Raw genomic sequence first — 23,057 nt, 5'->3', positions numbered from 1 at the left:
AGACTGCACTTGCCGGGTTTCCTGGTAATCCATCTGTCATAAAAAAACTAAAACCGGAGACTTGAATAAACAGAAAATTAATTTAGCTGACAGATCCCTATGAAATATAATTTCTTGAATTTTAAATGGCGAAAAATCGTTCATTATTCTTTGATCGTGTGTATTTTATTGATACAGGTCATTATTGCTGTATTTTTTTATAACGAATTTGTCAATGAAAAGAAACTGAATTTTATTAAACAGCAATTAGAAGAAAGCAAGGTGCTGGGCGACCTCACCGATACTTCCAGGAAGGATTTCATGGATGCCCAGAAATATTTTCAAAAATATATGGTCAGCCAGGATGATAAGGACCTGAAATTATACTTTGAATCCCTCAAAAAGCTTAACGGTAATTTTGATAAAATAGACGGCTACGAAAAGCTCAGCCCAAAACTGAGAAACAACATTATCCAGCGGAAAAAAGACACCCTGCAGACTAATCAGCTGAAAACATTAATAGATTCAGCCTACCAGCTTTCTGCCAATCAGGCTCCTAAAGTCCAGGAGCAGCCTTATGAGCCGAAGAAGTTTAAGAACAACTTCGAAAACATGGATATACAGACGCGTACCTATACGGATACCATTAAAAAGAAAGGTTTCATGGGACGTCTGAAAGATGCCATATCCGGTAAGGTGAATGTGCAGAAAGAAAGCACGGTCATCACATTAACCAACAATAAAACCATAGATCTTTCCAATGTAAAATCTGAAATGGATAATGCCATCAAATCTATGGATAAGCATTATGCTGAAGAAGTGAAAAAGGTTCAGAGGAATGCTGAAAAGAATGTGGCAAGGAATCAGCGGGATAATGCCCACTTTTATAGTAATTTCAGTAAACTGCTGGTGTACAGCAACGGGCTGATCAATGTGTATGAAAGTGCCATTAAAGATTTTAAATCACAGCTGGAGAAAGAATATAACGAGCAAAGTTCAAATAATAATAAGATCAGAACTTATCTGGTTCTTGGATTAATGATCCTGATGTTCATTGTTTCCATTCTGATCATGTATTTAACCAGATTGGCATTTATATACGAACGCAGGCTGAATGCGGCCAATAAAGAGATCAATAAGAGTCTTAATTTTAAAAACAGAATCCTTGGAATGCTGAGTCATGAGCTGATGTCGCCATTGAAGATTGTCAATATTTTTATTGATAAGATCAACAGAACGACAAAAGATGAGGCGATAAAAGATTATCTGAAATCAATCAAATTTACGAACAGCACTTTGCTGATCCAGTCCAACCAGATTCTTGATTACACCAAAAACCAGGAAGCACCGAAGAAACTGACCAATTTCGTTTTCAATCTTAAAGATGAACTTAATTCTGTGGTAACGGCCATTGGACCTTACATTGAAACCAGAAATAATAAGTTTGTCGTTAGCGATGGAATTCCTGCCGATTTGGTGGTGGATGCAGATAAAATAAAGATCAATCAGGTATTCATGAATATCCTGGGAAATGCCAATAAATTTACAGAAAACGGGCAGATTGATCTTAGCATGTCCACAGAACGTACCGGAGAAAACACCGTGTCTCTGATCACAACCGTAAGCGATACCGGAATAGGAATCTCGGAATCCGATCTGGTGAATATTTTTGAACCCTATTATCAGGGAATGGCCTCCGACAAGATGGATAATTTCGGTGCAGGTCTGGGACTGAATCTTTGTAAAGAGATTATAGAACTTTTTGACGGTGAAATAGGGGTGAGCAGTGAGCGGTACAAAGGAACAAAAGTAACATTCAGAATTAATTTAAATATCAATAAAAATGGAGCAGCCAACTGAACATAAAGAGATTGTATTTCTTTTAGCGGATGATCACAGTATCGTACGCCAGGGCATGGCGCTTCTCATTGATGAGATTCTTCCCGATGCCACAGTTTATCAGACCTCTTCCTTACAGAAGATTGAGGAAACGGTCATGGAAAAAGGAATAGATATCGCCATTATTGATGCCCATTTCCCGGACGGAAACAGTCTGCACATTTTATCCCTGTTGAAAAATGCCAACCCGGATTTAAAAATCCTTATTTTCAGCGGCCTTGAGGAAGAGCTTCATGCGCTTAAATTTATTAAAGCCGGAGCCAATGGCTATCTGAGTAAATTAAGTGAAGAAGAAGACGTAAAGCAGGCAGTTTCGGATATGGTAAATAAAGGCGAGTATTTTTCTGAAACGGTAAGAAAATTATTAATAGAGTTTGTTTACAATCCCAATCTTATCAATCCTCTCAGAAGCCTTACGGCAAGAGAATTACAGATAGCGGAAATGTATGCAGACGGAAACGGGAACCTGGAAATTGCCAATGCTCTGGATATAAAACAGAACACGGTGAGCACCATCAAGAAGAATATTTTTAATAAACTGAAAGTAGACAATATTGTAGAGCTCATCGAGATCATCAATACCCATCACAAACTTTAGGATTTCTAAAGCCTTTCTTTGTTTTTGCCCTCATAGAAGCAGATTCGAAAAACATCTACAGCCTTCTCGATATATATCGATGCCTTTTATGAGGCACTTAATATTCTAATGTCGTTACTTTGTACCAGTAAAATTAACCAAGCGAAAACGTCAGTATCGGTCGAAAATTTCCTTTAACTTTTCAATTGGGTACATCTGGTTAATCGTTACGATTCTAAAAACACAAAACGAGTGATGAAACTAATATAGTGTATGCATAGCCTTAGAAACCGACTTCTTGAAGACCTTTCATAAAAAAACACAACTATATAAAGAAGTTAATTGGCCTTTAGGTTATTTAATACAGAAAAAAGGGAGGCAGAAGCCTCCTTTTTTTGTTTTTATCAGTTAAGGATGAATCACTACAGGCGTTCCGCCGCAAAAACTGTCGCACAGTTCATACGGTGCCGGACCCATGGGAAGATCAGTCTGAGCCTGATAGTATCCGAGACAGCAGTTGAAACATGTTGAAAATTCAGCACCTCCCCAGTTATCACAGGCACCTGCAGCCACACCTCCGTTAATACTCTTTAGCTTTGATCTGTTTAAAGCTTCTGCGCCATTGGCAGTTAATTTTAATTTGAGATTTTTCATTGTAAAATGTTTTTTGGTACTCAAATATAAACATTAATTTCAATGGTGAGTGAAAAATTATTATTCAATATATTGAATTTGAGTGCATTAAGCTTGTTTTGGTTTAAGGTGGCTCTGTGAAGTTGATTCAACCATAATATTTTACATTTCAGGATCTGAAACCTGCGCCAGCTCAATCAGCTGAATAGGTTCTTCCAAGAGACTGTCCATTTGTGCTGCAAAATTTTTAAAATGAAACGTTTCTGTATGAAATTCAAAAGCAGCTTTATCTCTGAATGCTTCACGCATATAAAATGTCCCTTCATTATTTTTATCCTCAAAAAGAATATAATAAAGACATCCCGGTTCACTCCGCGTTGGATTGATCAGTTTTAACAGGGCTTCTTTCAAGGCTGCCCTTTTCCCTTCTCTGGCTTTTAAAACAGCCTCTGAGATAAATTGGTTCTTAATCATTATTTTTTTTATTTAATTATATGCTAAGCTCTCCGTTTCGATGAAGACAAATTGTATGGATGATTATTCCCCTCTGCGATAGGGGTGGCAAAAATTCAAATAATTTTTTTGAGGGTTGGTGATAAAACTATTTAAGTTTAACACGATAAATAAAATACGGCGGCGTACCAGAATCTTTCTCACCGGAAAAAGCGGTCGTAGTATTCAGCTGGTTGACTGAAATATAAAGATAGCCGTCTTCTGAAACAGCCACATTATCAGGCCATTTTAATCCCGCATCTTTCACCAGTTCACTCAGTGTTCCATTGGAATCCAGTTTACTGATGCTGTGCCCGCCAAGATTCGTGATATAATGATTGCCGTTCTTATCCGTAGCCACACCGTCACTTACAGGTTTGTCCCCAAATTTCTGAATAGCATGACCTATAGTAGTGTCATCAGCATTTTCCCGGAAAAGTCTGGCCGGAACTTTATACCAGGCTGTACCGTTCATACTTCCAAAGAACAGGGTTTCCCTGTCATCCGAAAGCGTAATAGGATTGACGCCTACACGGGAAGGTTTTCCGCCAAAATCAATTACTTTTCCATCGATGATCATATCTACATCTTCAGACTGTAGAGTACTGTGCCCGCTGAATCTTCTTGCCTTTTTTGTTTTCAGATTTAAAGCGATAATACCCGGATTGGCAATATCTGCAAGATAAGCCCAGCCGTTTTTTTCATCAATGGCTACATCCTGTACAAAACTTCCTTTGGGAGCAATATCCGCAGGGAGCTCAATCTTTTCTGAGATCTTATTTTTCTTTAAATCGATAGACCACAAACGCGTTGTTCCCAATTCCTGTCCCATATCGATCATCCACAGACGGTTTTCCTTATCTATAACAACTCCGAGAGGCGTATCAAACTGTTTATCATTTGCTTTTCCTCCGTTTTTCTGCAGTTCTGCCGATGGAAAAGGAACAGGTTTTCCATTAACGATCTCCACCAGCTGCAGTTTGGGCGATGCTAAAGGATGTACCGTTGCAAATACCCGCCCGTCACGGCTCACGGCTACATTTCCCGGTCTTGCATCATCGAAACGGGCTACAATTTCAAGTGGATTTTCCTGCTGTTTCAGGTAGCCGGCAGTTCCATCTGTCCAGTCTTTGCGGACCGGAGTGAAAAAATCAAGGTCTTCCGTCCCGTCTTCCAGGCAGAAAAACTCGTGGGTAACATTGGCGGGAATAATCAGGACACCGCCGGATTTTACAATATGTTCCTTATTATTCATTAAAACCCTTACACTGCCTTTCGTAATATAAGTTACCTGTTCATTGGGATGCTGATGCGGCGGAACATGAGCTCCTTTATCCATTTTCCAGAATGCGAAAGTACTTTCCGCTCCCGAAACCCATTTACGCTGCAAGCCTTTACCCACCTGCTCCCAGGTTCCTTTATTGAAATCCGTCTGCAATACCTTTTGCTGAGCGCTCATAAGCCCGAAAGAGAATAAAGCAAGTGGTAAAAGAATTGATTTTTTAGTCTTCATATATTGATAATTTTTTGAATGAATTTAATACTGAGCTTTAGCTTCGGAAGATGTCCAGTTGCGTTGATAACCTTCATTATGGCTGTCCGGCAGCTGAACTTCAAATACATTTTTTTCATCAAGCTCTACGATGATTTTTGTATTTGAAAAATTTCCTTCTATCATATGTCCGCCTACCGTTTTGTCCTCTGATAAAAAATGAAAATGGAACGGTGAAAGATCCAGTCCGCCCACATATGCAGGGCTGTAAAACCCTACAAAAGTTCCTTTAATGTTTTGTTTTTTGTAGAGCGGTCTTGTTTTCATAAAAACAGCAATTCCTGTCGTGTCTTTTTCATCAGTTTTAACAGCTCCGCCCAACGTCAGAGTACTGAAATCGGCTTTAATTTTTATCGCATAAAAACGGTTGCGGGAAGGAAGGATCTCCAATATTTTCTGTTGAAGTTCCTCTACATTTTTTATATGGTCAAGGACCATTGATTGATCTTTTTTGAAAAAGGTAAATGATCCGAAAGGCACTTTTCTGTTTTCATCAGCTTCTGCTACAGATCCGTCAGTGGCAATGCGGTAGATTTTACCGTCCAGCGCGACAAGTTCGCCGTCCAGGAAATTATAAGTGCCCAGTCCGAAATCGCTTTTCTTCTTTAATTCTTTCACGGTCAGGTCACCGATGTAAACACCGTTTCTCAGGCCGTCCATCGTAGAGTAGTGGAAGACTTTATCAGTCTGCTGTGCATTGAATGAAACCGAAGCCGAAGTGAGAAGGCTGAAAGATAATATGGTTTTGATCATAGGGATAATTTGTTTCCGATGAAGCAAAATTATACTGATTTTGAGCAAATTATTGGTATATTGTTTCTATGTTTTTGTATATTTTTGCTACAGAAAATAAAACATGATTTGTATGAACAGAGATGTATTATACCAGCCGTACAGCATTCATTTCGAAACCCTGGATACTTTTCCGGAAAAAGAAACCCGGAAGAACTTTTTCGAGCTGGTCTTTATTTTATCAGGGACAGGGCGCCACTGCATCAACAAACACAGCTTCGAATATTCCAATAATCATATGTTCCTTCTGACTCCGCAGGACTGCAGCCAGTTCTGGATAGACAGTACGACCCGGTTTTTCTTTTTGCAGTTCACGAATATTTATCTGAAGGACAGCAATATTTCAAAGGAAAACATCCAGCGTTTGGAGTATATCATGGAGAATGCGAATCATAAACCCGGATGTATTTTAAAAAATCAGAGCGATAAAACCCTGGTTCGTCCTATTGTGGAAGCTTTAATAAGAGAAGCAGTGAATAAAGATGTATATCACAGTGATATCACGGCACAGCTGATCAATACGCTTATTGTTGTGGTCGCCCGGAATATAGCCAAATATCTGCCCCAGAAAATAGATGAAGCATCAGAATCCCGCATCATCAATATCCTGAACTATATTCAAAGCCATATTTATGAACCGGAAATGATCCGTACGGAATGCATCAGCAAAGCATTTGGATTTTCAGAAAACTATCTGGGGAAATATTTCAAAAAACACAGTGGAGAAACCCTGCAGTCTTATGTCAATAACTATAAAACCACTTTAATAGAGCACCGCCTGAAACACAGCGACAGACGGATTACTGAAATTGCCGACGAGCTTGGTTTTACAGATGAAAGCCACCTCAATAAATTCTTCAAAAGCCAGCGCGGGAAAAGTCCGAAAGCTTTCCGATTAGAATTTGTACAGCAGTAAACAGATTTGAGATAAAAGAAAAGGCTGGAAGCTGGGAGGAGTGAAGCTGGAAGTTACTATTAGACAATGATATTAAACAGCTGCCTTTGAATTTGCTGAAGCGGATTAGAAAATTGTAAAAATCACAGCGTATTTGTGTCTTTGGATCTCAATAACCCCCTTTTCGGGCTTCAAACTTCCTTTCCTTAATTATACAAAGGACTCTGTACAGCTTTTTTTGATCAAAAAACAAATAAAAATGCCTTGTAGTAAAGGGTTTCCGGAATAAATCTATAATTTCGCAGCATGAAGATGATTTTTTATGCATTACTATGCTTTCCCCTTTCCCTTTTTTCACAGACAAAGGCAAAAGTAGTAGGAATTTCAGATGGAGACACCATTACCGTTTTATTGGATGGAAATGTACAGAAGAAACTCAGGCTGGCAGAAGTAGACTGTCCGGAAAAACGGCAGCCATTCGGAAAAAATGCTAAGCAGTTTACATCAGATCAGGTTTTTTCCAGGCAGATCACGTTTGTAGAAACCAATAAAGACCGCTACGGACGCTCGGTAGCAAAAGTATATTATGATAATGGGAAGTATCTTTCCGCAGAAATCATCAAAGCAGGCTATGGCTGGTGGTATTATGCGTATTCCAAAAATGCTGATCTTGGAGCAATGCAAAACACGGCAAAAACTAAGAAAATAGGTTTATGGACCGATAAAAAGGCAGTTTCACCCTGGGATTTCCGCAAAGAACAAAGGGAGAATGCCAAAAGAAAACGCCTACAAAAGCAGGTGGAACTGTATTCCCGGAAGAGCTGAAATCATTTATTGTCAAAACAGAAAACAAAAACCGCTGCAAAATACAGCGGTTTTTTTATGGTCAATGCTAAGTTAAGAATGGGTTTTCAGCAAACTGTAATTGGCTGCTGTCGGTTCCTTTCCAAAAAGACACGAAAAGATATTCTGGAACTCGTGGATATACCTGCATCTGATAGAATTGCCGTAAATCTTCAGTCCTTCCAGTATCTTCTTTGAACTTAAATCAAAATCATATTTTATAAATGTTTCCGGTCTTTCATACCGGATCCGTTCTTCCGAGGCATACGTTCGTAGAAAACCGAATTTTTCAAGCCATTCTTCCGTTATCTGGATAGGCTTGATGGCTTCTGCCGGAACGGCAATACTGTGGATGGCATTTTCGATTTTTACAAAATAATTATGATCTCTGCCCTGGAAGATTTCCGTGATGGTGTACGTTTGATTTTTGTACTCAACTAAGTTTTTAATTTTAAGATCTGCTGCATTCATAATTTGGTGAGTTTAGAAAGGTGTATAGTAGATAGTTAATTGCAAATACTATGCCCCGCATTATAGTAAACAGGAGTTATCTTTGAATGTTTTGTTAAATTTTTCACATCAATAATTAATTACATGTTAAAATATCGATGCTTTCTTTAAAATTCACATAAAATGGAAAAATAGAGCGTGGTATGTATGTGGTATCTTTTGTTTTCTAAAAAACTTTAGGGTCTTTTAAATCTATATTCTTTGCAGCAAGGGCAAATGAAATTCCGACGGAACATACCAGAACCGCTATAAAGACATTCCATGAAAATGAATGTAGGATATATCCGGTACCACTGCCAAGAATACTGGACCCGAAATAATAAAACAGCCAGTAAATGGAAGTAGCAGAAGATTTTCCGTGTTTCGCATGAAGCGCGGTCATCTGGCTGGCCATGGTATGAGCGGCAAAAAATGCAAGGGTAAACAGTCCCAGACCGAAAATAAGAACATAAATATTTTCTGACAGCAGAAACAGGGTACCGAGAAGCATAAACAGCACCGAACCTTTGAGGATAAAATTACGGCTGAATCTTTTGGAAAGCCTGCTGGTAATCATCGTTCCGAATACGCCGAAAATATACATTAAAAAAATAAAGGCAATCACGAAATGGCTTAAAGAAAACGGCTGGTCTTCAAGTCTGAAGGTCAGATAATTATAAACACTTACAAAAGTACCCATCAGAAGGGCCGCAATAAAGTATAGACGCAGCATATAAGAATCTGTGAGAAACTTCCTCATCTGTTTTACTTTAAGGGAATAATCCGTTTTCTGAGGATTAAAAAACTTAGATTCCGGGAACAGTTTCCAGAAAACCAGACCTAGCAGAAGACTTTCTATTCCTATGATCAGAACGGCATTCCGCCATCCGAACTCACCGGCCAGAATAGTCGCCAGTATTCTCCCGCTCATTCCGCCAATGGTGTTTCCGCTGAGGTACATGCTGATGGCCAGCGCTACTACGGAAATATTCACTTCTTCGGTGAGGTAGGCCAAAGCAACAGCAGAAACTCCAGACACGACAAACCCTTTTAAAACTCCTGTTGCAATCAGAAGGCTCAGGCTGGGCATCCACGCTGAAATAATGGTAAGCAGTGCAGAAGAAACCAGTGAAAAGGTCATCAGGTTTTTCCTTGAATAGCTGTCCGCCTTAAAAGCAAAGAACAACAGACCTATGGCCATCCCGATGGTAGAGGAAGAAACCAGAAGCGAGCTGTCGCCGGCCGTTGTTTTGAAATATTCCGCTACGGTGGGCAGCATCGGCTGAAAAAGATAAAGCTGTGCAAATACAGAAAGTCCCGAAAAGAAAATACAAAGTTTTATATACCGGAAACGCGGGCTTCCTTTTTCTGCTTTTTCAGATAGATTCATGCTTTTTTACGATTAAAAACGCTGTGGTTTTTATGGAAATTAAGTCCTGTAAAGTTCATGATATTTTTTCAATCCTGAAAACGCTTTGGTCGATAAGGTTTATTGGCATAACCGATTATTGCCTTATTTTGCTGATGTATTCGGAAGGTGTGGTGCCTTCGATCTGTTTAAAAACCCGGTTGAAGGTAGACTGATTGGAAAATCCTGCTTCGGTGTAGATGTACATTAAGGTCACTTTTTCCAGATCATTTTCATCAAGGAGCTTTTTCACACAGTTGATTCTGTACAGGTTAAGATAATTGTTGAAATGCGGGTAGCCTTTATAGCGTATCGATCTTGAAATATAACTGCTGTTGATCCCCATTTCTGCAGAGAGTTTGGAAATATTAAAGTTTACATCCTTGTACAGATGCTTTTCTTTCATCGTACTTTCGATTTTTGCGAACAGATCTTCTGAAAAAGGGTCTTTTTCGGCAAGAGGGGTTGTTTTATGATCAGCCTGAATCTTTTCCTCAATTTCACTGTAGATCTCAACGCGCTTGATCTTGTCTTTAAAATAGAGGAGAAGGGCTATGACCGCTACGTTTGAGATCATCAGAAAGGTATCGGTCATTCTTACATCTTCAGGGCTGTGTTTGGGAAAATTGAAATCAAAATTTTTAGAAATCAGATAGCCCAGAACAATATTGAGAAGAATAAATACGAAATACATCAAAACATATTTTCGGGTAAAAAAAACATAGGCGGCCAGAAGAATAGGAATCAGCCAGACAAAACTCGCCACAGAATTATCCCAGAAAGCCAGCATAATGTAAAAATTATAAAACGAAGCTGAGATCATATAGGTATGAACCAATGCATCTACCGAATAACTTTTACGAATGATAATATAAGAATATACCATGAAAAACAATCCGCCGTAAAGATACCAGGACATGGTTTTGTCCGGTACGATAAATGTGAAAATAAGGGCATAGACCAAAAGAACAGAAGACATCAGGATCATATAATAATGAATCAGCTCTCTTTTGTAGTGCTCAATTTTTTCTGTTTTTGTGTGTTTAGCGATCATCATTTGTGTTTCCTGAAAAATTAGCTTTTGTTTCAATAGCTACATGGGCAGTCAATATCCGGAAATGACTGGTTTAAGCTGTTGTTTTTTAGTTTGTTGTGTTTTTTAAGCCGTTTCCGGTTTTTCACTGCTTATCAATAAAATTGATTTACCGCAACGGATAACTTTGCCGTCAGATCAATTAAAAATATCGGGTTGCAAACAGGTTGGCTTCTGATATAATATTGGTCTGATACTGCTCTGCCTTATAAAAAACAAATATAATTAAAAATGAAGAAAATTAAATTATCTCTTTGCAGTCTGGCCTTAACTCTTATTTCAACGACTTTCTCTGCTCAGATTGGTATCAATACAGAATCTCCCAAAGCCACTCTTCATGTTGCCGGAAAACCTGACATTGCCAGTGTTGCGGACGGCGTTATTGCTCCAAGAATGACAGGAAACCAGCTTAAAGCCAAAGACAATGTGTATCTGGCAGACCAGACTGGAGCTTTAGTATATATCACTGAGGCTGTAACGACTGCTTCTGTAAAAACCGCAAAAGTAGATAAGCCGGGTTATTATATGTTCAATGGAGAAACCTGGAAATTTGCCTTTGGAGGAAGTAATGATGATGATATTGTAGTAGGTGAGCTGGTGTACTACCACGGCAGTATTCCGGCAGGAACTTCCGGAACCAATACCCTGGCCAGCACGTATCTTTCGGATCTTCCGGTTTTAGGCGGTGTGTTAAGGCTGGATGCACAGTTCGACGGCAGCTCTGCAGGAACAGGATCTGCCACGACATTTAACCCGCGTCTTTATAATGTAAGTACCTCGGATATCAAGATCTGGGTTTCAGAAATGTCTACGCATACCGGAGACTCGGACAACGGAAATATAAAGCTTTCTCCGGGGACCTTCCGACAGTTTGATGACGGTGTTTATCTTACCCAGACGCACAACGAGACGGTGACCTTTGATATTACCATGCAGGAACCGGAACCGAGATGGTACAGGGTGTATTACGCATTCCGTGTTGACAATAAATCTACGGCAGGATCCAGCAATTCAACCACTTCGGATTCAAGTACTGCGGACAATACCAGAGAGCTGTTTCTATCCGTACAAAGATTGTATTAATGATAGTCTTTGCATACGGTTCTGAAAACACAATCAATAGGATAAAGAAATACTTGTAAAAATATTCCGGAACTGGCTGAAAAGCTAAACCGGTAACTTGTTTTTGTACAGGGGCTGGATGTCTTAAAGGCATTCCAGCCCCGATTTTTAAATAAAAACTGTTAATTCTCAGATCTGTCAGTGCATCGTTTCATGTACTTTGATCAGTTCAGCGATATTGCTGATATTCAGTTTTTTAAAGATTCTTTTTTTGTAGGTGCTTACGGTAGACATCTGGATGTCCAGCTTATTGGCAATTTCAAGATTTCCAATGCCGCTCGCAAGCAGATTAAAGATCTCATGCTCTCTCGAAGACAGCTTTTCTTCAGGGTTGCTTTGTTTATTCTGGATTATCAGGCCTATCAGTTCGCTTGGGTAATAATAGCCTTTTTCAAGAACCGATTTTACCGCACCCCGGATTTCTTTTTCACTGCTTTGTTTGCTCAGATAGCCTTCAGCACCTTCACGTATATACTGTATAGCTACATCTTTGTCATGACCGGAAAATACCAGAATCTTAAGATCTTCCCGGATTCTTTTAAGCTCCGGAATCATTTTCTTATATTGGGTTCCCGGCATATCAATATCCAAAAGGATCAGGTCATAGGGTTGGGCGGCCAGATGTTTCTGCACCTGCTCATAATTTTCAGCAAAATCTATAGTTAGCTCCGGAAAAGCAGATTCTAACACCAGGGCAGTTCCCGCCCGTACTACATAATGATCATCAGCGATTAAGATTCTTTCATTCATAAAATTTGTTTTTAATTGAGAGTTTTCGTCGATAATTGATCAGGAATTTCAGCAGATTTTCCTGTTCTCCTATCGGTGGTTATGATAATTAGTTTTTTTTGAGTTTTTATAACTTCAGAGGTGGCTGCACAGCATATTGCCGTTTCTCTTTTATCAGAGATCGGGACAGGGTCATAACAATTCTTAACAAGAGACTTTGTACAGCGCTGTGGAAGTCCGTTGTTAATAGTATACCACGTGAAAGTTTGACGTTGTCTGCCCATGTCCGGAAACAAAAGTTCAGAAAACGAGGTCCAGGCCTTCATAAATGCTTAAAATGATCTATGTTTTCCGCGTGATTAGTGCGAAAATGTATTAATAATAGTCATTGTACAAGCCGAAGTTTTTTTAAGGGTTGGGAATAGCTGAGCGCATTTTTTTTTCATTACATATTCTGTGTTGTCCTTTGTCCTTAAACAAATTGGTAATAAGCTGTAAAATTAGTGATTTTATGCACACAAAATAGCATAGCATATAATATTTTAAAAAGAGATTTTGTTGCCTGAGCTTGCTGTGGTACATAGAAATTCTGAGATTGGATTCTTTATCCGGTGAAATATCAATTGAAGAAAATTTAATAACCCTTTTTCAAAACAAAAAACCTCCCAAAAAAGGGAGGTGAATAAAAATTGACTGTATATTGAATAAAAATTCAATCGTTATTTATTGTTTTCAAGCCATTTCAGCCTGCGCTGATCGGGTAGATGCTTTACTTTAAAATTCTCAAAAACTGCAGTAAAGCCCTGTCCGTCGGGGCAAGCCGCCATTAAGCCCACCATAACCGGAGTATTGTCCTGAAGATAAGCATTACGCATCATCGTGTAATTTTTATCATCAAAAGAATAGAACACCTCCACAGCATCCAGCCTTCTTACCGCTTTTATCCAGACCTCAGAAGGCGTTTTGTCTAATGCAATCACACTCCAGTCGCTGGTCCCATGAGTAACCACAGTGCTGAGGTTGTATTTTCCATCTACGAATTCAATACCTGCTTTTATATAATTTTCCTTGTCAGTCCTCAGCATAAGACCCATCTGATCAAATCTTGCTTTATAATTTCCGCTGATCTTTACTTTGGCCTCAAATTCTCCGCCATACGTTGTATAATAAAAAGGAGCATCATCTACTGTAAAGCCATAATGGGAAATTCTCCAGTAATCACTCTGCGGCGTTACAGCCATTGACAAACGGTTATTGCTGATCTCCCATTTTTCGGGTTCATTGAACCAGCTCATTTTTTCCAGGGTTTGGGCAATGCTTTTCTGGGCTATGAAAACAGTACACAGGCTTAAAATCAATCTCTTCATTCTCTTAGCTGGGTGTAAATTATTAATTTAGCAAAAGTAAAACGAAACCCATATTCTGTCAATACTGATAAATAACCATTTATGGAGATCATTGAGAAACTCAACAGCCGGCTTTTGGATAGCACAAAACTACCATGCAAGCTTGATACGGAAGTGTATAAACAGCGGGCATTAACCTATGCTCAAATGGAAGGCGCCATATCGGTTTTAAGTGATATGCAGGCTGATAAAAGCTATGTGTACAAATCTGCAGTTGCCATAGAACTGGGGCTGAATATGGACGAAAACCCGGCAGAGATCGATTCTATCTGGGAAGAGGAGATCATTAAAAAAATACATCCGGACGACCGTTTAAAAAAGTACATCCACGAGCTTAGATTTTATGAATTAATGGAGGCTATGGATACCGGGTCACGGGCAGAATACTGTGTTCATTCCAAAATCAGGATGAAAGATAAAAATAATCAGTACCGGTTGGTAAAACACCGGATGTTCTATGTGTATTCTCCTGATAACGGCAAGCTGAGATTTGCCCTGTGTCTTTATCATATTGCCCTGGATCAGTCGCAGCCTCTGATTTCTGATTTTATGATCATTAACACCGCGAAAGGCGAAGTTGTGGTAAAAGACAGACTGGATTATCAGAATATCCTTTCCAAAAGAGAGCTGGAAGTGCTGAAATATATCGGTGAAGGATATGCCAGTAAAGAAATTGCCGGATTTCTCTCTATAAGCGTCAATACTGTAAGCAGACACCGTCAGAATATCCTTGAAAAGCTCAATGTGAAGAACTCTGTACAGGCATTTAAAGATAGTTTTCATTAAAAAACCTGTGTTGAAGACGAACTTTTCTGTTTTTTTTGGTCAGGAAGTCTGAAGAAGGAAGTTATTGAAATCCATGAATAGAATATACTGTGATTTAATTCATTTTTATTTTATACAGCCTCATTCTTCAGTAGATTGAAAGGGAACTGTGTAATATTTGCCCCCAATAGTAACCTCCAGCTTCCCGCTTCCATCTTCCCTTCTTTTGAAGCATCCGAAAAGTTCACCACGTTATTTTTATTCTTATCTTTAAATTTATAGATTAAAATTTTACTATAACGAATGATGATAATGCAATGAAAAGAAGCGAAGAGATCACCCAGCAGTATTTTGATTTTCTTGAAAAACATATCAGCGAAGTACTTTCCGGCGCAGTTCCCGAATTTATGGAACTTAATGAAATTGCGGGGCATCTTGCAGTTTCCCACACCCACCTTACAGATACCATAAAAAAAGAGAAAGGACAGCATCCATGCTATTTTTATGATCAGAAAATTATCTCCGAAGCCAAAAACATGATCCAAAATTCCGAGCTGTCTATAGCTGAAATTGCCAGGATATTTACTTATGATCCATCCAATTTTTCAAAGTTCTTTAAAAAAATGACAGGGCTTACACCCGGAGCATTCAGGAAGGTCAGCAGATCTGAAGCATAAAAACATGGGAAGATCATCTTTTTTTTGTGAAATAAATTGATTTAACTCCTCTTTTTCTGTTTAAAAATTTTAGAAAAACTTTAAGAATAAAAAATAATATTTTAGTAATGAGGCAATTGTAAAAACATTTGATTTTTTTTGTGATTTATTTAGGGATAGTGATTTATTACTGTCTTTTTTTTGTTAAATTTAGGTTCAGTTAAAAACTAATTAATTATCAAAACCGGTAATTAGATGTATTGATAAGTAAAGCAATTTGATTAGCAGATCATAAGACAAATGTATTATTTGATGGATAATATTTTAATATAACAGGAAGATTTTGCAAACTCCAAATAATCATATATTTGTTTATTCAAACAACTAAACACTAACATTAACAACTAACATTAACACACAACATTAAGGATGAGTATCGATTTTACAACAGCAACATTTAAGGACTTTGAGAATATTCCGGACTATGATATTGCTCAAAGAGCAGACTATTTTTATGAGTTCCTCGATCATATGAAAGCCAGAGGACACATGAATTACAGACTGCGAAACACCTCGGGAAGCAATGCCACTTTAAATATCAATATTGCCAACGAGAATAAGGAATATGTAAGCTTTGTTTCCAGCGATTATTTAGGATTTACACAGCACCCGAAAGTAAAAGAGGCTGCTATTGAAGGAATTGCAAAATATGGAACAGGAACAGGAGCCACACCGCTTATCGGAGGATATTTTGATTACCATAATGCATTGGAAAAAAAGATAGCCAGCTTTTTTGGAAGAAATGAGGACGAAGCCGTGCTTTATACTACCGGATATACCGCTAACAGCGCTACTTTGCAGATCCTGATGCAGAAAGAAGATATTGCTATTTTAGACATGGCTGTACACGCCAGCGTACATGAAGGATGTGCTTTTACCAATAAAAAAACATTTCCGCACAACAATTTGGAAGCTTTGGAACACATTTTGAAGATATCAGAAAATACGTACCGTACGAAACTTGTTGTTGTAGATGGAGTATATTCTCAGGATGGTGACACTTCACGCATTAATGAGATATATGACCTGGTGAAAAAGTATAATGCTTATCTCATGGTAGATGATGTGCATGGAGTAGGAATTTTGGGAGAAACAGGAAGGGGAACCCTGGAGCAGGCTGGTCTGCTGGATAAAGTAGATTTCATCACGGGCACATTTAGCAAGACTTTTGGGAACCTGGGAGGGTTTGTTATTGCCAATAAAAAAATAGCATCATTCCTTAAGTTCCAGTCCCGACAACAAATTTTCTCAGCAACCGCGCCGCCTTCTTCCGCAGGAATAGTAAAAGCTATCGATTTAATTGACGAAGAACCGATCTGGAGAGAAAGACTTTGGAATAATATCAATTATTTCAAAAAAGGTCTTGATGATATGGGTCTGGATACCGGTATTACCTGCTCTGCCATTATTCCGGTGAAGATTGGGGATCAGAGTAAAATGTGGGATATCGGAAGGATATTGATAGAAAAAGGAGTCTATACCAACCCTATTATGTACCCCGCAGTAGCAAGAAAAGACGCGCGCATCAGAATGAGTGTTACCGCAAGACACGAGAGAGAACATCTCGATAAAACACTCAATGTATTTGATGATATAAATAAAAAAATGCATATTGCAAAAAAATAATAAATTATGCCTAGAAAAGTAGTGCAAGGCCCCATTAGGGACAAAGAAAAAACAAAGCAGAAACTGCTCGCAGCAGTTGGTAAAATCTTGAGAGTAAAAGGATACTCAGGTCTTAAAGTAAGTAAGATCGCCGCAGTAGCCGGATTTGATAAAAAGCTTATCTATGAGTACTTTGGAAGTACGGATAAGCTTATTGACGAGTATATAAAGTCTCAGGATTACTGGAGTAAATTCAGCCCGAATATTGAAGAGGAAGTACAGATCGGAAAAGGGAAGGAGGCACTTACTCAGGGAATTCTTCTGCAATTTGAAAGTTTAAAAAAGAATAAGGAACTTCAGAAAATTATTCTTTGGGAACTTTCTGAAAGCAAGCCTATCCTTAGAAAACTGGTAGAGCAGAGAGAAGCGGTGGGTGCAGACCTGTTCGGGAATGTTACCGATCCTTATTTCGGAGATGGTGCCAAAAGATTCAGAGCCATTATTGCCCTGATTGTTTCCGGAGCGTATTACCTGAACCTTTATCCAGCTTATAATGCTAGCGAATTCTGCGGTCTTGATATGAAGACGGATGCAGGAAGATCAGAGATCGAAAAAGCGATCGTAGATCTTATAGAATTTGCTTACCAGAAAAAAGATTAATGATTAAAAGTTTTCCAATTTTACCGAAAGTAAGTTTTTGTGGATAATTTGAAAACTTTTAATTTTCAGATTAAAACTATATTTCTTATTTTTGACCAATGGAAAATTTTATCGTATCTGCAAGAAAATATCGCCCGCAGCAGTTTGACACTGTAGTAGGGCAATCCCATATTACGGATACGCTGGAACATGCCATTGGAGAAAACCAGTTGGCTCAGGCTTTACTTTTCTGTGGTCCAAGGGGTGTGGGTAAAACCACATGTGCCAGAATTCTGGCCCGGAAGATCAATGAAAAGGACGGTTCTGTTTCAGAAGACGGCTTCGCCTACAACATCTATGAACTGGATGCGGCGTCCAACAATTCCGTGGATGATATCAGGGAACTGATAGACCAAGTCCGCTTTGCGCCTCAGGTAGGTAAATATAAAGTTTATATTATCGATGAGGTGCACATGCTGTCTTCTGCAGCCTTCAATGCCTTCCTTAAAACACTTGAGGAACCGCCGGCACACGCTATTTTTATTTTGGCGACTACAGAGAAGCACAAAATAATTCCTACTATTTTATCAAGATGTCAGATTTATGACTTCAAGAGAATTACCATCGAAGATATTCAGGGACATCTCAGAAACATCGCTCAGAAGGAGAATATCCAGTATGAAGACGATGCTTTATATCTGATTGCCCAGAAAGCAGATGGTGCCTTAAGAGATGCTCTATCTATTTTCGACAGGCTCTCCACCTTTTCCCAGAAAAATATTACACTGGCCAAAGCGGCTGAAGTTCTCAACATCCTTGACTATGATCAGTACCTTAATATTGTTGATCTGGCCAAAGAAAATAAAATCCCCGAAGTACTTTTTGCTTTCAGTGAAATTGTAAAAAAAGGCTTCGACCCCCATATTTTTATAGCAGGATTAGGCAATCACTTCAGAGATCTCATGATGGCTCAAAACGCCAGAACGATAGAGCTTATAGAAGTCGGGGAGAGGACCAAAGTGAAATTCGTGGAGCAAAGCCAGAAATGGAATGCCCAGCAGCTGATCGACGGGATTGAAATCTGCAACCATGCAGATATTAATTATAAGAACTCCAAGAATCCAAGACTTACAGTAGAAATTGCATTGATGCAGCTGTCTTCCCTGACAGCTAATTCAGGTGATACTAAAAAAAAAAGTTCCTGATATTAGCTCCATTCCTCAGTGAAAAGCAGGAAGTAAAGATTCCTGAAAAAGCCCCTGAGAAAAAGGAGATAAAAGAAGAAAAGCCGGTTCAGCCGGACATCGTTCAGGAAGCCTCTGTAAAAACTACAAAACCTTTATCCAGACAGGGAATTTCCTCTGGTTTCAGCATCAATTCTTTTCTGAATAAAGAAGAGAAAGAAGTAAAAGAAGAAACTGTAGCCGTAAAAGCGGAAAACCTTCCACAAAATCATTTTACCGAAACAGATCTGCAGATGGAATGGAATCTGATGCTTAAACAGCTTCAGACCAGAAACAGTTTCATCTTTAATGCGGTGAAAGCATTCAAACTGATCAAGTCAGGAGAAAATACCATTAAGGTTTTATATCCTTCCGATTCTGCAAAAGTTGAATTTGACAAAATTGCAGGAGAATTTTTCAATCATTTCAGGACCAAAGTTCACAACCATGCTATTGAGATAGATTATCAGCGTGATTTCGATAACCTTAAAATTGAAGTGATGACCAAAAGAAAAGTATTCGAAAAATTTATCGAAAAAAACCCTCTTTTAAAAGATCTTGACGATCTTATGAAATTTGATTTGACATAACGTATTGTATTTATCGTAATTTTTTTTTGTCAGATTAAGTTTTTTTATATCTTTGTCAAAGATTTGTGCAAAAATTAGATTTTTGACAAAAACAAATCAGATTAAACTAAACAACAAAAAGTTTCAGGACCCAGTGGAAAAATCTTTGATCCCATCTCTGTCTCAGTTTGTACCCGCTAATTTCTTTAGCGGTTATTTTAGTTTTTCTGCTTTCTATTATAGAAATTTCAGAACGTATTATCGATTTTATTGGTACTACTAACTGAATTTCTTTCCAAAAAATACAGGAGAAGTAAAGTCCTTTTATTTTCCTGATTCCTTTAAACCATTTTGAACGGCATTTTTTGAAAAGAATTATAAAGTAAATTTTATAATGAAAGGACTATTGCTGTTAATCTCAAAAATAAAAAAACAATAAATTTAAAAATATGAATTTAAAAGATGTAAAAAACGAGTGGATCAATGAGCTTTCACAACCCTTAATGATCGCAGGGCCATGCAGCGCGGAAAGTGAAGCACAAATGCTTGAAACCGCTAAAAGAATAAGAGAAACCAATGCACAGGTTCCTATTTTCCGTGCAGGAATCTGGAAGCCGCGTACCAAGCCGAACGGTTTTGAAGGAGTAGGAGTAATTGGTCTGAACTGGCTGAAAAAAGTAAAAGAAGAATACGGATTCAAGACGGCTACCGAGGTAGCGAATGCCCACCACGTATTTGCAGCTTTGGAAGCGGATGTAGATGTACTTTGGATCGGAGCACGTTCAACGGTTAACCCTTTCACCGTGCAGGAAATTGCAATGGCTTTAAGAGGAACTGATAAACCTGTATTCGTTAAAAACCCGGTAAACCCGGATCTGGCTTTATGGATCGGTGCTTTGGAAAGGCTTTTAGGTCAGGATATTAAAAACCTTGGAGTAATTCACAGAGGATTCTCAACGTACCAGAAAACAAAATACAGAAATAACCCGAACTGGCAGATTGCTCTTGATTTCAAAAGCCAGTTTCCCAATATCCCAATGCTGATAGATCCTTCTCACATCTGCGGAAACAGAACGGGTCTTGCGGATGTTACCCAGGAAGCATTGAACGTAGGATACCAGGGAGCGATCATTGAAACGCACTGTAATCCGGATGAAGCGTGGAGTGATGCATCACAGCAGATTACGCCTGAAGTACTGGCTGAACTGATTGGAAATCTGAAAGTAAGAAATTCAGGACTGGCAGGTTTTGATAACGAAATGGGAAGACACAGAACCCTGATCTCTGATCTCGACTTCCAGCTGATTGAGCTTCTTTCTCAAAGGATGAAAATCTCTGAAAAGATCGGTAAACTGAAAAAAGAGAATGATATTGCGATCTTCCAGCCTGAAAGATGGAAAGTGATCACCGAATACGCAACACAGAAAGCAAAAGAAACCGGAATGTCTCAGGAATTTATTGAGAAGGTTTTCAAAGCGATCCACGAAGAATCTATTGAAGTACAGAATAGTATCATGATCGAAAGATAAGTTTTCAGATTAAGAGATTAAGATTTAAGGGTTGGGAAGCAATCCTCTAAATCTTTAAATTTCTGTCTTGACTATAAATAAAAGGGCTTAGGGTATCCGGATAAGGGGAAAATTATATGATTTGTTTTCAACTATATCCTGAACCCTAAGCCCTAATTCATTATATTTGCACCACATTATCTATGAAAGGAAAAATCATTAAATCTACAGGCAGCTGGTATCAGGTCATGGAATTCGAAACCGATAAAATTTTCGAAGCCAGGATTCGTGGTAAATTCAAACTGATCAAAACAAGGCTGACCAATCCGCTTGCTGTAGGAGATTTTGTAGAATTTCAGCTGGAATCCGATGATATTGCCTGGATCACTAAAATAGAACCGCGTACCAATTATCTGATCAGAAAATCCGTCAACCTTTCAAAAGAGGCGCACATCATTGCTTCCAATATTGATCTGGCCTGTTTCATTTTTACCCTGAAGCACCCGGAAACTTCTCTGGGTTTCCTGGATAGATTTCTGGCATGCTGCGAAGCTTATAATATTACTCCGCTGATTCTGTTCAATAAAATAGATGTTCTGAATGAAGAGGAAATAGAGCTCGTGAAGGATATAGAATTCCTGTATCAGGAAATCGGCTATGAAACTTTGGAGATTTCATCCTATTCCCAACTGAATTTCGATCAGCTTCGGGAGATTCTTCAAAATAAGACATCCGTGTTCTTCGGGCATTCAGGATGTGGAAAATCTACATTGGTGAACGCGTTGCAACCTGGTTTAAATTTAAAAACTTCTGAAATTTCAGATACCCATCTGAAAGGAAAACATACCACTACCTTTGCCCAGATGCACTTCTGGGATTTTGGCGGAAACGTAATCGATACACCCGGTGTACGTGAATTTGCGATGATCGACATTGAAAAAGAAGAGGTTCAGCATTATTTTCCGGAGATTTTCAAGAAAAGGGAAGAATGTAAATTTCACAACTGCCTTCATATCAATGAACCGAAATGTGCTGTTCTAGACGCTCTTGAAACCGGAGAAATCCAGCATTCCCGCTATGCCAACTACATCAAATTGATGGAAGAGGCTGAAGAAGCTACACAGAAATAGAAATATTCCCATTTTAATATTATCCTTGTCAAGGTTGAGAATCTTGACAGGATAAATTATTTCTGTCATTTCTTTACTGACTCGGGATAAAAAGTTAATTTTTTTTTGAAATAAAATTTCTCACGGAGAAAACACTTCCGTTTTTTTGAATAACTCTACTTTTTACCTTCATTATTCTGCCATAATTGGCTGATTTTTCTGTTCAATATAATATGTAAAGTCAGACCTTGAAAAAATATCAAAAAATTAATATTATCTCATTGATTGAAATAGAAGCAATAATGTATTAATATACTTTTATTGGGTTTTAAAAATTATCATATCCGCAAAATAACTCATGAATTATTGCCAATAAAAAACCCAGCCGAAGCTGGGTAAAAACTAATAACCATGAAAACTCAAATTAAACATGAGAATCGTAATAGAATTAACAATTACTGTGCCAAAGTTTTTTCTCCATTTCTTAATAAAAGTTATTTTTATGTTAAAAAAAAATTAAAATAAAAATCAAAGATATTTTTTGTAATTTTGCGGCATTAAAAAATATACATTTATGTCTAACATTACATTCACTATGATTAAGCCTGATGCTGTAGCAGACGGACATATCGGTGCTATATTAGGTAAGATCGCAGAAGGAGGTTTTAAGATCAAAGCTTTGAAATTAACTCAGCTTACGGTAGCTGATGCTAAAAAATTCTATGAAGTACATGCTGAAAGACCATTTTACGGTGAGTTGGTAGAATTCATGAGTTCAGGTCCAATCGTTGCTGCTGTTTTAGAAAAAGACAATGCGGTAGAAGACTTCAGAACATTGATCGGTTCTACAAATCCTGCAGATGCTGCAGAAGGTACGATCAGAAAGATGTTTGCAAGAAGCATCGGTGAAAATGCAGTTCACGGTTCAGATTCTGACGAGAACGCTCTTATCGAGGCTCAGTTCCATTTTTCAGGAAGAGAGATTTTCTAAGAAAAACTACCTTAAAATATAAA

General features: G+C 38.3%; 23 protein-coding genes. 14 read left to right on the top strand and 9 right to left on the bottom strand.

Annotated features, from left to right (window positions below; translation table 11 throughout):
- The first annotated feature begins 99 nt into the window (after nucleotides 1–99).
- Nucleotides 100–1,839 carry a sensor histidine kinase gene (locus tag JET18_RS16575; protein WP_202092847.1) on the top strand — a complete coding sequence of 580 codons (1,740 nt, stop codon included), beginning with the start codon at nucleotides 100–102 and terminating at the stop codon, nucleotides 1,837–1,839.
- Complete coding sequence (locus JET18_RS16570; RefSeq protein WP_202092846.1) at nucleotides 1,823–2,476, top strand: response regulator transcription factor; 654 nt, start codon at nucleotides 1,823–1,825, stop codon at nucleotides 2,474–2,476. Before JET18_RS16575 ends, JET18_RS16570 begins: the two co-directional genes overlap by 17 nt.
- A 387-nt stretch (nucleotides 2,477–2,863) precedes the next feature.
- Here the strand turns inward: JET18_RS16570 and JET18_RS16565 are convergent, their stop codons facing one another.
- The 4 genes from JET18_RS16565 to budA all read right to left on the bottom strand — a co-directional run bounded on the left by JET18_RS16565 (nucleotide 2,864) and on the right by budA (nucleotide 5,885).
- Nucleotides 2,864–3,109, bottom strand: coding sequence for a hypothetical protein (locus tag JET18_RS16565; protein ID WP_202092845.1), 246 nt, complete (start codon nucleotides 3,107–3,109; stop codon nucleotides 2,864–2,866).
- A gap of 141 nt (nucleotides 3,110–3,250) precedes the next feature.
- Nucleotides 3,251–3,562, bottom strand: coding sequence for a putative quinol monooxygenase (locus JET18_RS16560; protein ID WP_228728577.1), 312 nt, complete (start codon nucleotides 3,560–3,562; stop codon nucleotides 3,251–3,253).
- Between the two features lie 127 nt (nucleotides 3,563–3,689).
- Nucleotides 3,690–5,093: an L-dopachrome tautomerase-related protein gene (locus JET18_RS16555; protein ID WP_202092843.1), complete on the bottom strand. Its 1,404-nt coding sequence runs from the start codon at nucleotides 5,091–5,093 to the stop codon at nucleotides 3,690–3,692.
- A 24-nt stretch (nucleotides 5,094–5,117) separates the two neighbouring features.
- The gene (budA, locus tag JET18_RS16550; protein WP_202092840.1) at nucleotides 5,118–5,885 is read right to left on the bottom strand and encodes an acetolactate decarboxylase; all 768 of its coding nucleotides are present in this window, start codon (nucleotides 5,883–5,885) and stop codon (nucleotides 5,118–5,120) included.
- A gap of 112 nt (nucleotides 5,886–5,997) precedes the next feature.
- On the opposite strand from budA, the gene JET18_RS16545 reads away from it, so the two are divergent.
- Nucleotides 5,998–6,840, top strand: coding sequence for an AraC family transcriptional regulator (locus tag JET18_RS16545; RefSeq protein WP_202092838.1), 843 nt, complete (start codon nucleotides 5,998–6,000; stop codon nucleotides 6,838–6,840).
- A gap of 285 nt (nucleotides 6,841–7,125) precedes the next feature.
- Nucleotides 7,126–7,644 (top strand): thermonuclease family protein, encoded by a 519-nt coding sequence (locus JET18_RS16540; protein ID WP_202092836.1) that lies wholly within the window; start codon nucleotides 7,126–7,128, stop codon nucleotides 7,642–7,644.
- 72 nt (nucleotides 7,645–7,716) lie between these two features.
- Here JET18_RS16540 and JET18_RS16535 read toward each other — a convergent pair whose 3' ends face one another.
- The 3 genes from JET18_RS16535 to JET18_RS16525 form a co-directional block, all read right to left on the bottom strand.
- On the bottom strand, nucleotides 7,717–8,133 hold the full coding sequence (locus tag JET18_RS16535) for a hypothetical protein (protein WP_202092835.1): 417 nt from the start codon (nucleotides 8,131–8,133) through the stop codon (nucleotides 7,717–7,719).
- 205 nt (nucleotides 8,134–8,338) lie between these two features.
- Complete coding sequence (locus JET18_RS16530) at nucleotides 8,339–9,541, bottom strand: MFS transporter (protein ID WP_202092834.1); 1,203 nt, start codon at nucleotides 9,539–9,541, stop codon at nucleotides 8,339–8,341.
- A gap of 115 nt (nucleotides 9,542–9,656) precedes the next feature.
- Complete coding sequence (locus JET18_RS16525) at nucleotides 9,657–10,616, bottom strand: helix-turn-helix domain-containing protein (RefSeq protein WP_202092833.1); 960 nt, start codon at nucleotides 10,614–10,616, stop codon at nucleotides 9,657–9,659.
- A 267-nt stretch (nucleotides 10,617–10,883) separates the two neighbouring features.
- Here JET18_RS16525 and JET18_RS16520 point away from each other — a divergent pair, with 267 nt between their 5' ends.
- Entirely contained in the window at nucleotides 10,884–11,735 is an 852-nt protein-coding gene (locus JET18_RS16520; protein WP_202092832.1) for a hypothetical protein, read from the top strand.
- A gap of 177 nt (nucleotides 11,736–11,912) precedes the next feature.
- Here JET18_RS16520 and JET18_RS16515 read toward each other — a convergent pair whose 3' ends face one another.
- Together JET18_RS16515 and JET18_RS16510 are read right to left on the bottom strand one after the other, a co-directional pair.
- Nucleotides 11,913–12,524 carry a response regulator transcription factor gene (locus JET18_RS16515; protein WP_202092831.1) on the bottom strand — a complete coding sequence of 204 codons (612 nt, stop codon included), beginning with the start codon at nucleotides 12,522–12,524 and terminating at the stop codon, nucleotides 11,913–11,915.
- 698 nt (nucleotides 12,525–13,222) lie between these two features.
- Nucleotides 13,223–13,870 carry a DUF1349 domain-containing protein gene (locus JET18_RS16510; RefSeq protein ID WP_202092829.1) on the bottom strand — a complete coding sequence of 216 codons (648 nt, stop codon included), beginning with the start codon at nucleotides 13,868–13,870 and terminating at the stop codon, nucleotides 13,223–13,225.
- An 81-nt stretch (nucleotides 13,871–13,951) separates the two neighbouring features.
- On the opposite strand from JET18_RS16510, the gene JET18_RS16505 reads away from it, so the two are divergent.
- From JET18_RS16505 to JET18_RS16465, 9 genes are all read left to right on the top strand, one after another.
- Complete coding sequence (locus JET18_RS16505; protein ID WP_202092828.1) at nucleotides 13,952–14,695, top strand: response regulator transcription factor; 744 nt, start codon at nucleotides 13,952–13,954, stop codon at nucleotides 14,693–14,695.
- Nucleotides 14,696–14,991: 296 nt separating this feature from the next.
- The gene (locus JET18_RS16500) at nucleotides 14,992–15,351 is read left to right on the top strand and encodes a helix-turn-helix domain-containing protein (RefSeq protein ID WP_202092827.1); all 360 of its coding nucleotides are present in this window, start codon (nucleotides 14,992–14,994) and stop codon (nucleotides 15,349–15,351) included.
- A gap of 408 nt (nucleotides 15,352–15,759) precedes the next feature.
- Nucleotides 15,760–17,016, top strand: a complete 1,257-nt coding sequence (locus tag JET18_RS16495; RefSeq protein WP_202092826.1) for an aminotransferase class I/II-fold pyridoxal phosphate-dependent enzyme — start codon at nucleotides 15,760–15,762, stop codon at nucleotides 17,014–17,016.
- Nucleotides 17,017–17,022: 6 nt separating this feature from the next.
- Complete coding sequence (locus tag JET18_RS16490; protein ID WP_202092825.1) at nucleotides 17,023–17,655, top strand: TetR/AcrR family transcriptional regulator; 633 nt, start codon at nucleotides 17,023–17,025, stop codon at nucleotides 17,653–17,655.
- Between the two features lie 98 nt (nucleotides 17,656–17,753).
- A complete protein-coding gene (gene dnaX / locus JET18_RS16485; RefSeq protein WP_202092824.1) occupies nucleotides 17,754–18,839 on the top strand; it encodes a DNA polymerase III subunit gamma/tau in 1,086 nt (361 codons plus the stop codon).
- A 272-nt stretch (nucleotides 18,840–19,111) separates the two neighbouring features.
- Nucleotides 19,112–19,447 carry a hypothetical protein gene (locus JET18_RS16480; RefSeq protein WP_202092822.1) on the top strand — a complete coding sequence of 112 codons (336 nt, stop codon included), beginning with the start codon at nucleotides 19,112–19,114 and terminating at the stop codon, nucleotides 19,445–19,447.
- A gap of 428 nt (nucleotides 19,448–19,875) precedes the next feature.
- Nucleotides 19,876–20,955 carry a chorismate mutase gene (locus tag JET18_RS16475; protein WP_202092820.1) on the top strand — a complete coding sequence of 360 codons (1,080 nt, stop codon included), beginning with the start codon at nucleotides 19,876–19,878 and terminating at the stop codon, nucleotides 20,953–20,955.
- 182 nt (nucleotides 20,956–21,137) lie between these two features.
- A complete protein-coding gene (gene rsgA, locus JET18_RS16470; protein ID WP_202092818.1) occupies nucleotides 21,138–22,064 on the top strand; it encodes a ribosome small subunit-dependent GTPase A in 927 nt (308 codons plus the stop codon).
- Nucleotides 22,065–22,617: 553 nt separating this feature from the next.
- Nucleotides 22,618–23,034 carry a nucleoside-diphosphate kinase gene (locus tag JET18_RS16465; protein ID WP_034707297.1) on the top strand — a complete coding sequence of 139 codons (417 nt, stop codon included), beginning with the start codon at nucleotides 22,618–22,620 and terminating at the stop codon, nucleotides 23,032–23,034.
- The last annotated feature ends 23 nt before the right edge of the window (nucleotides 23,035–23,057 follow it).

The sequence above is a fragment of the Chryseobacterium endalhagicum genome, from assembly GCF_016745235.1.
Classification (GTDB): Bacteria; Bacteroidota; Bacteroidia; order Flavobacteriales; family Weeksellaceae; genus Chryseobacterium; species Chryseobacterium endalhagicum.
The sequence above is the reverse complement of the archived record's forward strand: the minus strand, read 5'-3'. Positions and strand labels throughout refer to the sequence as shown.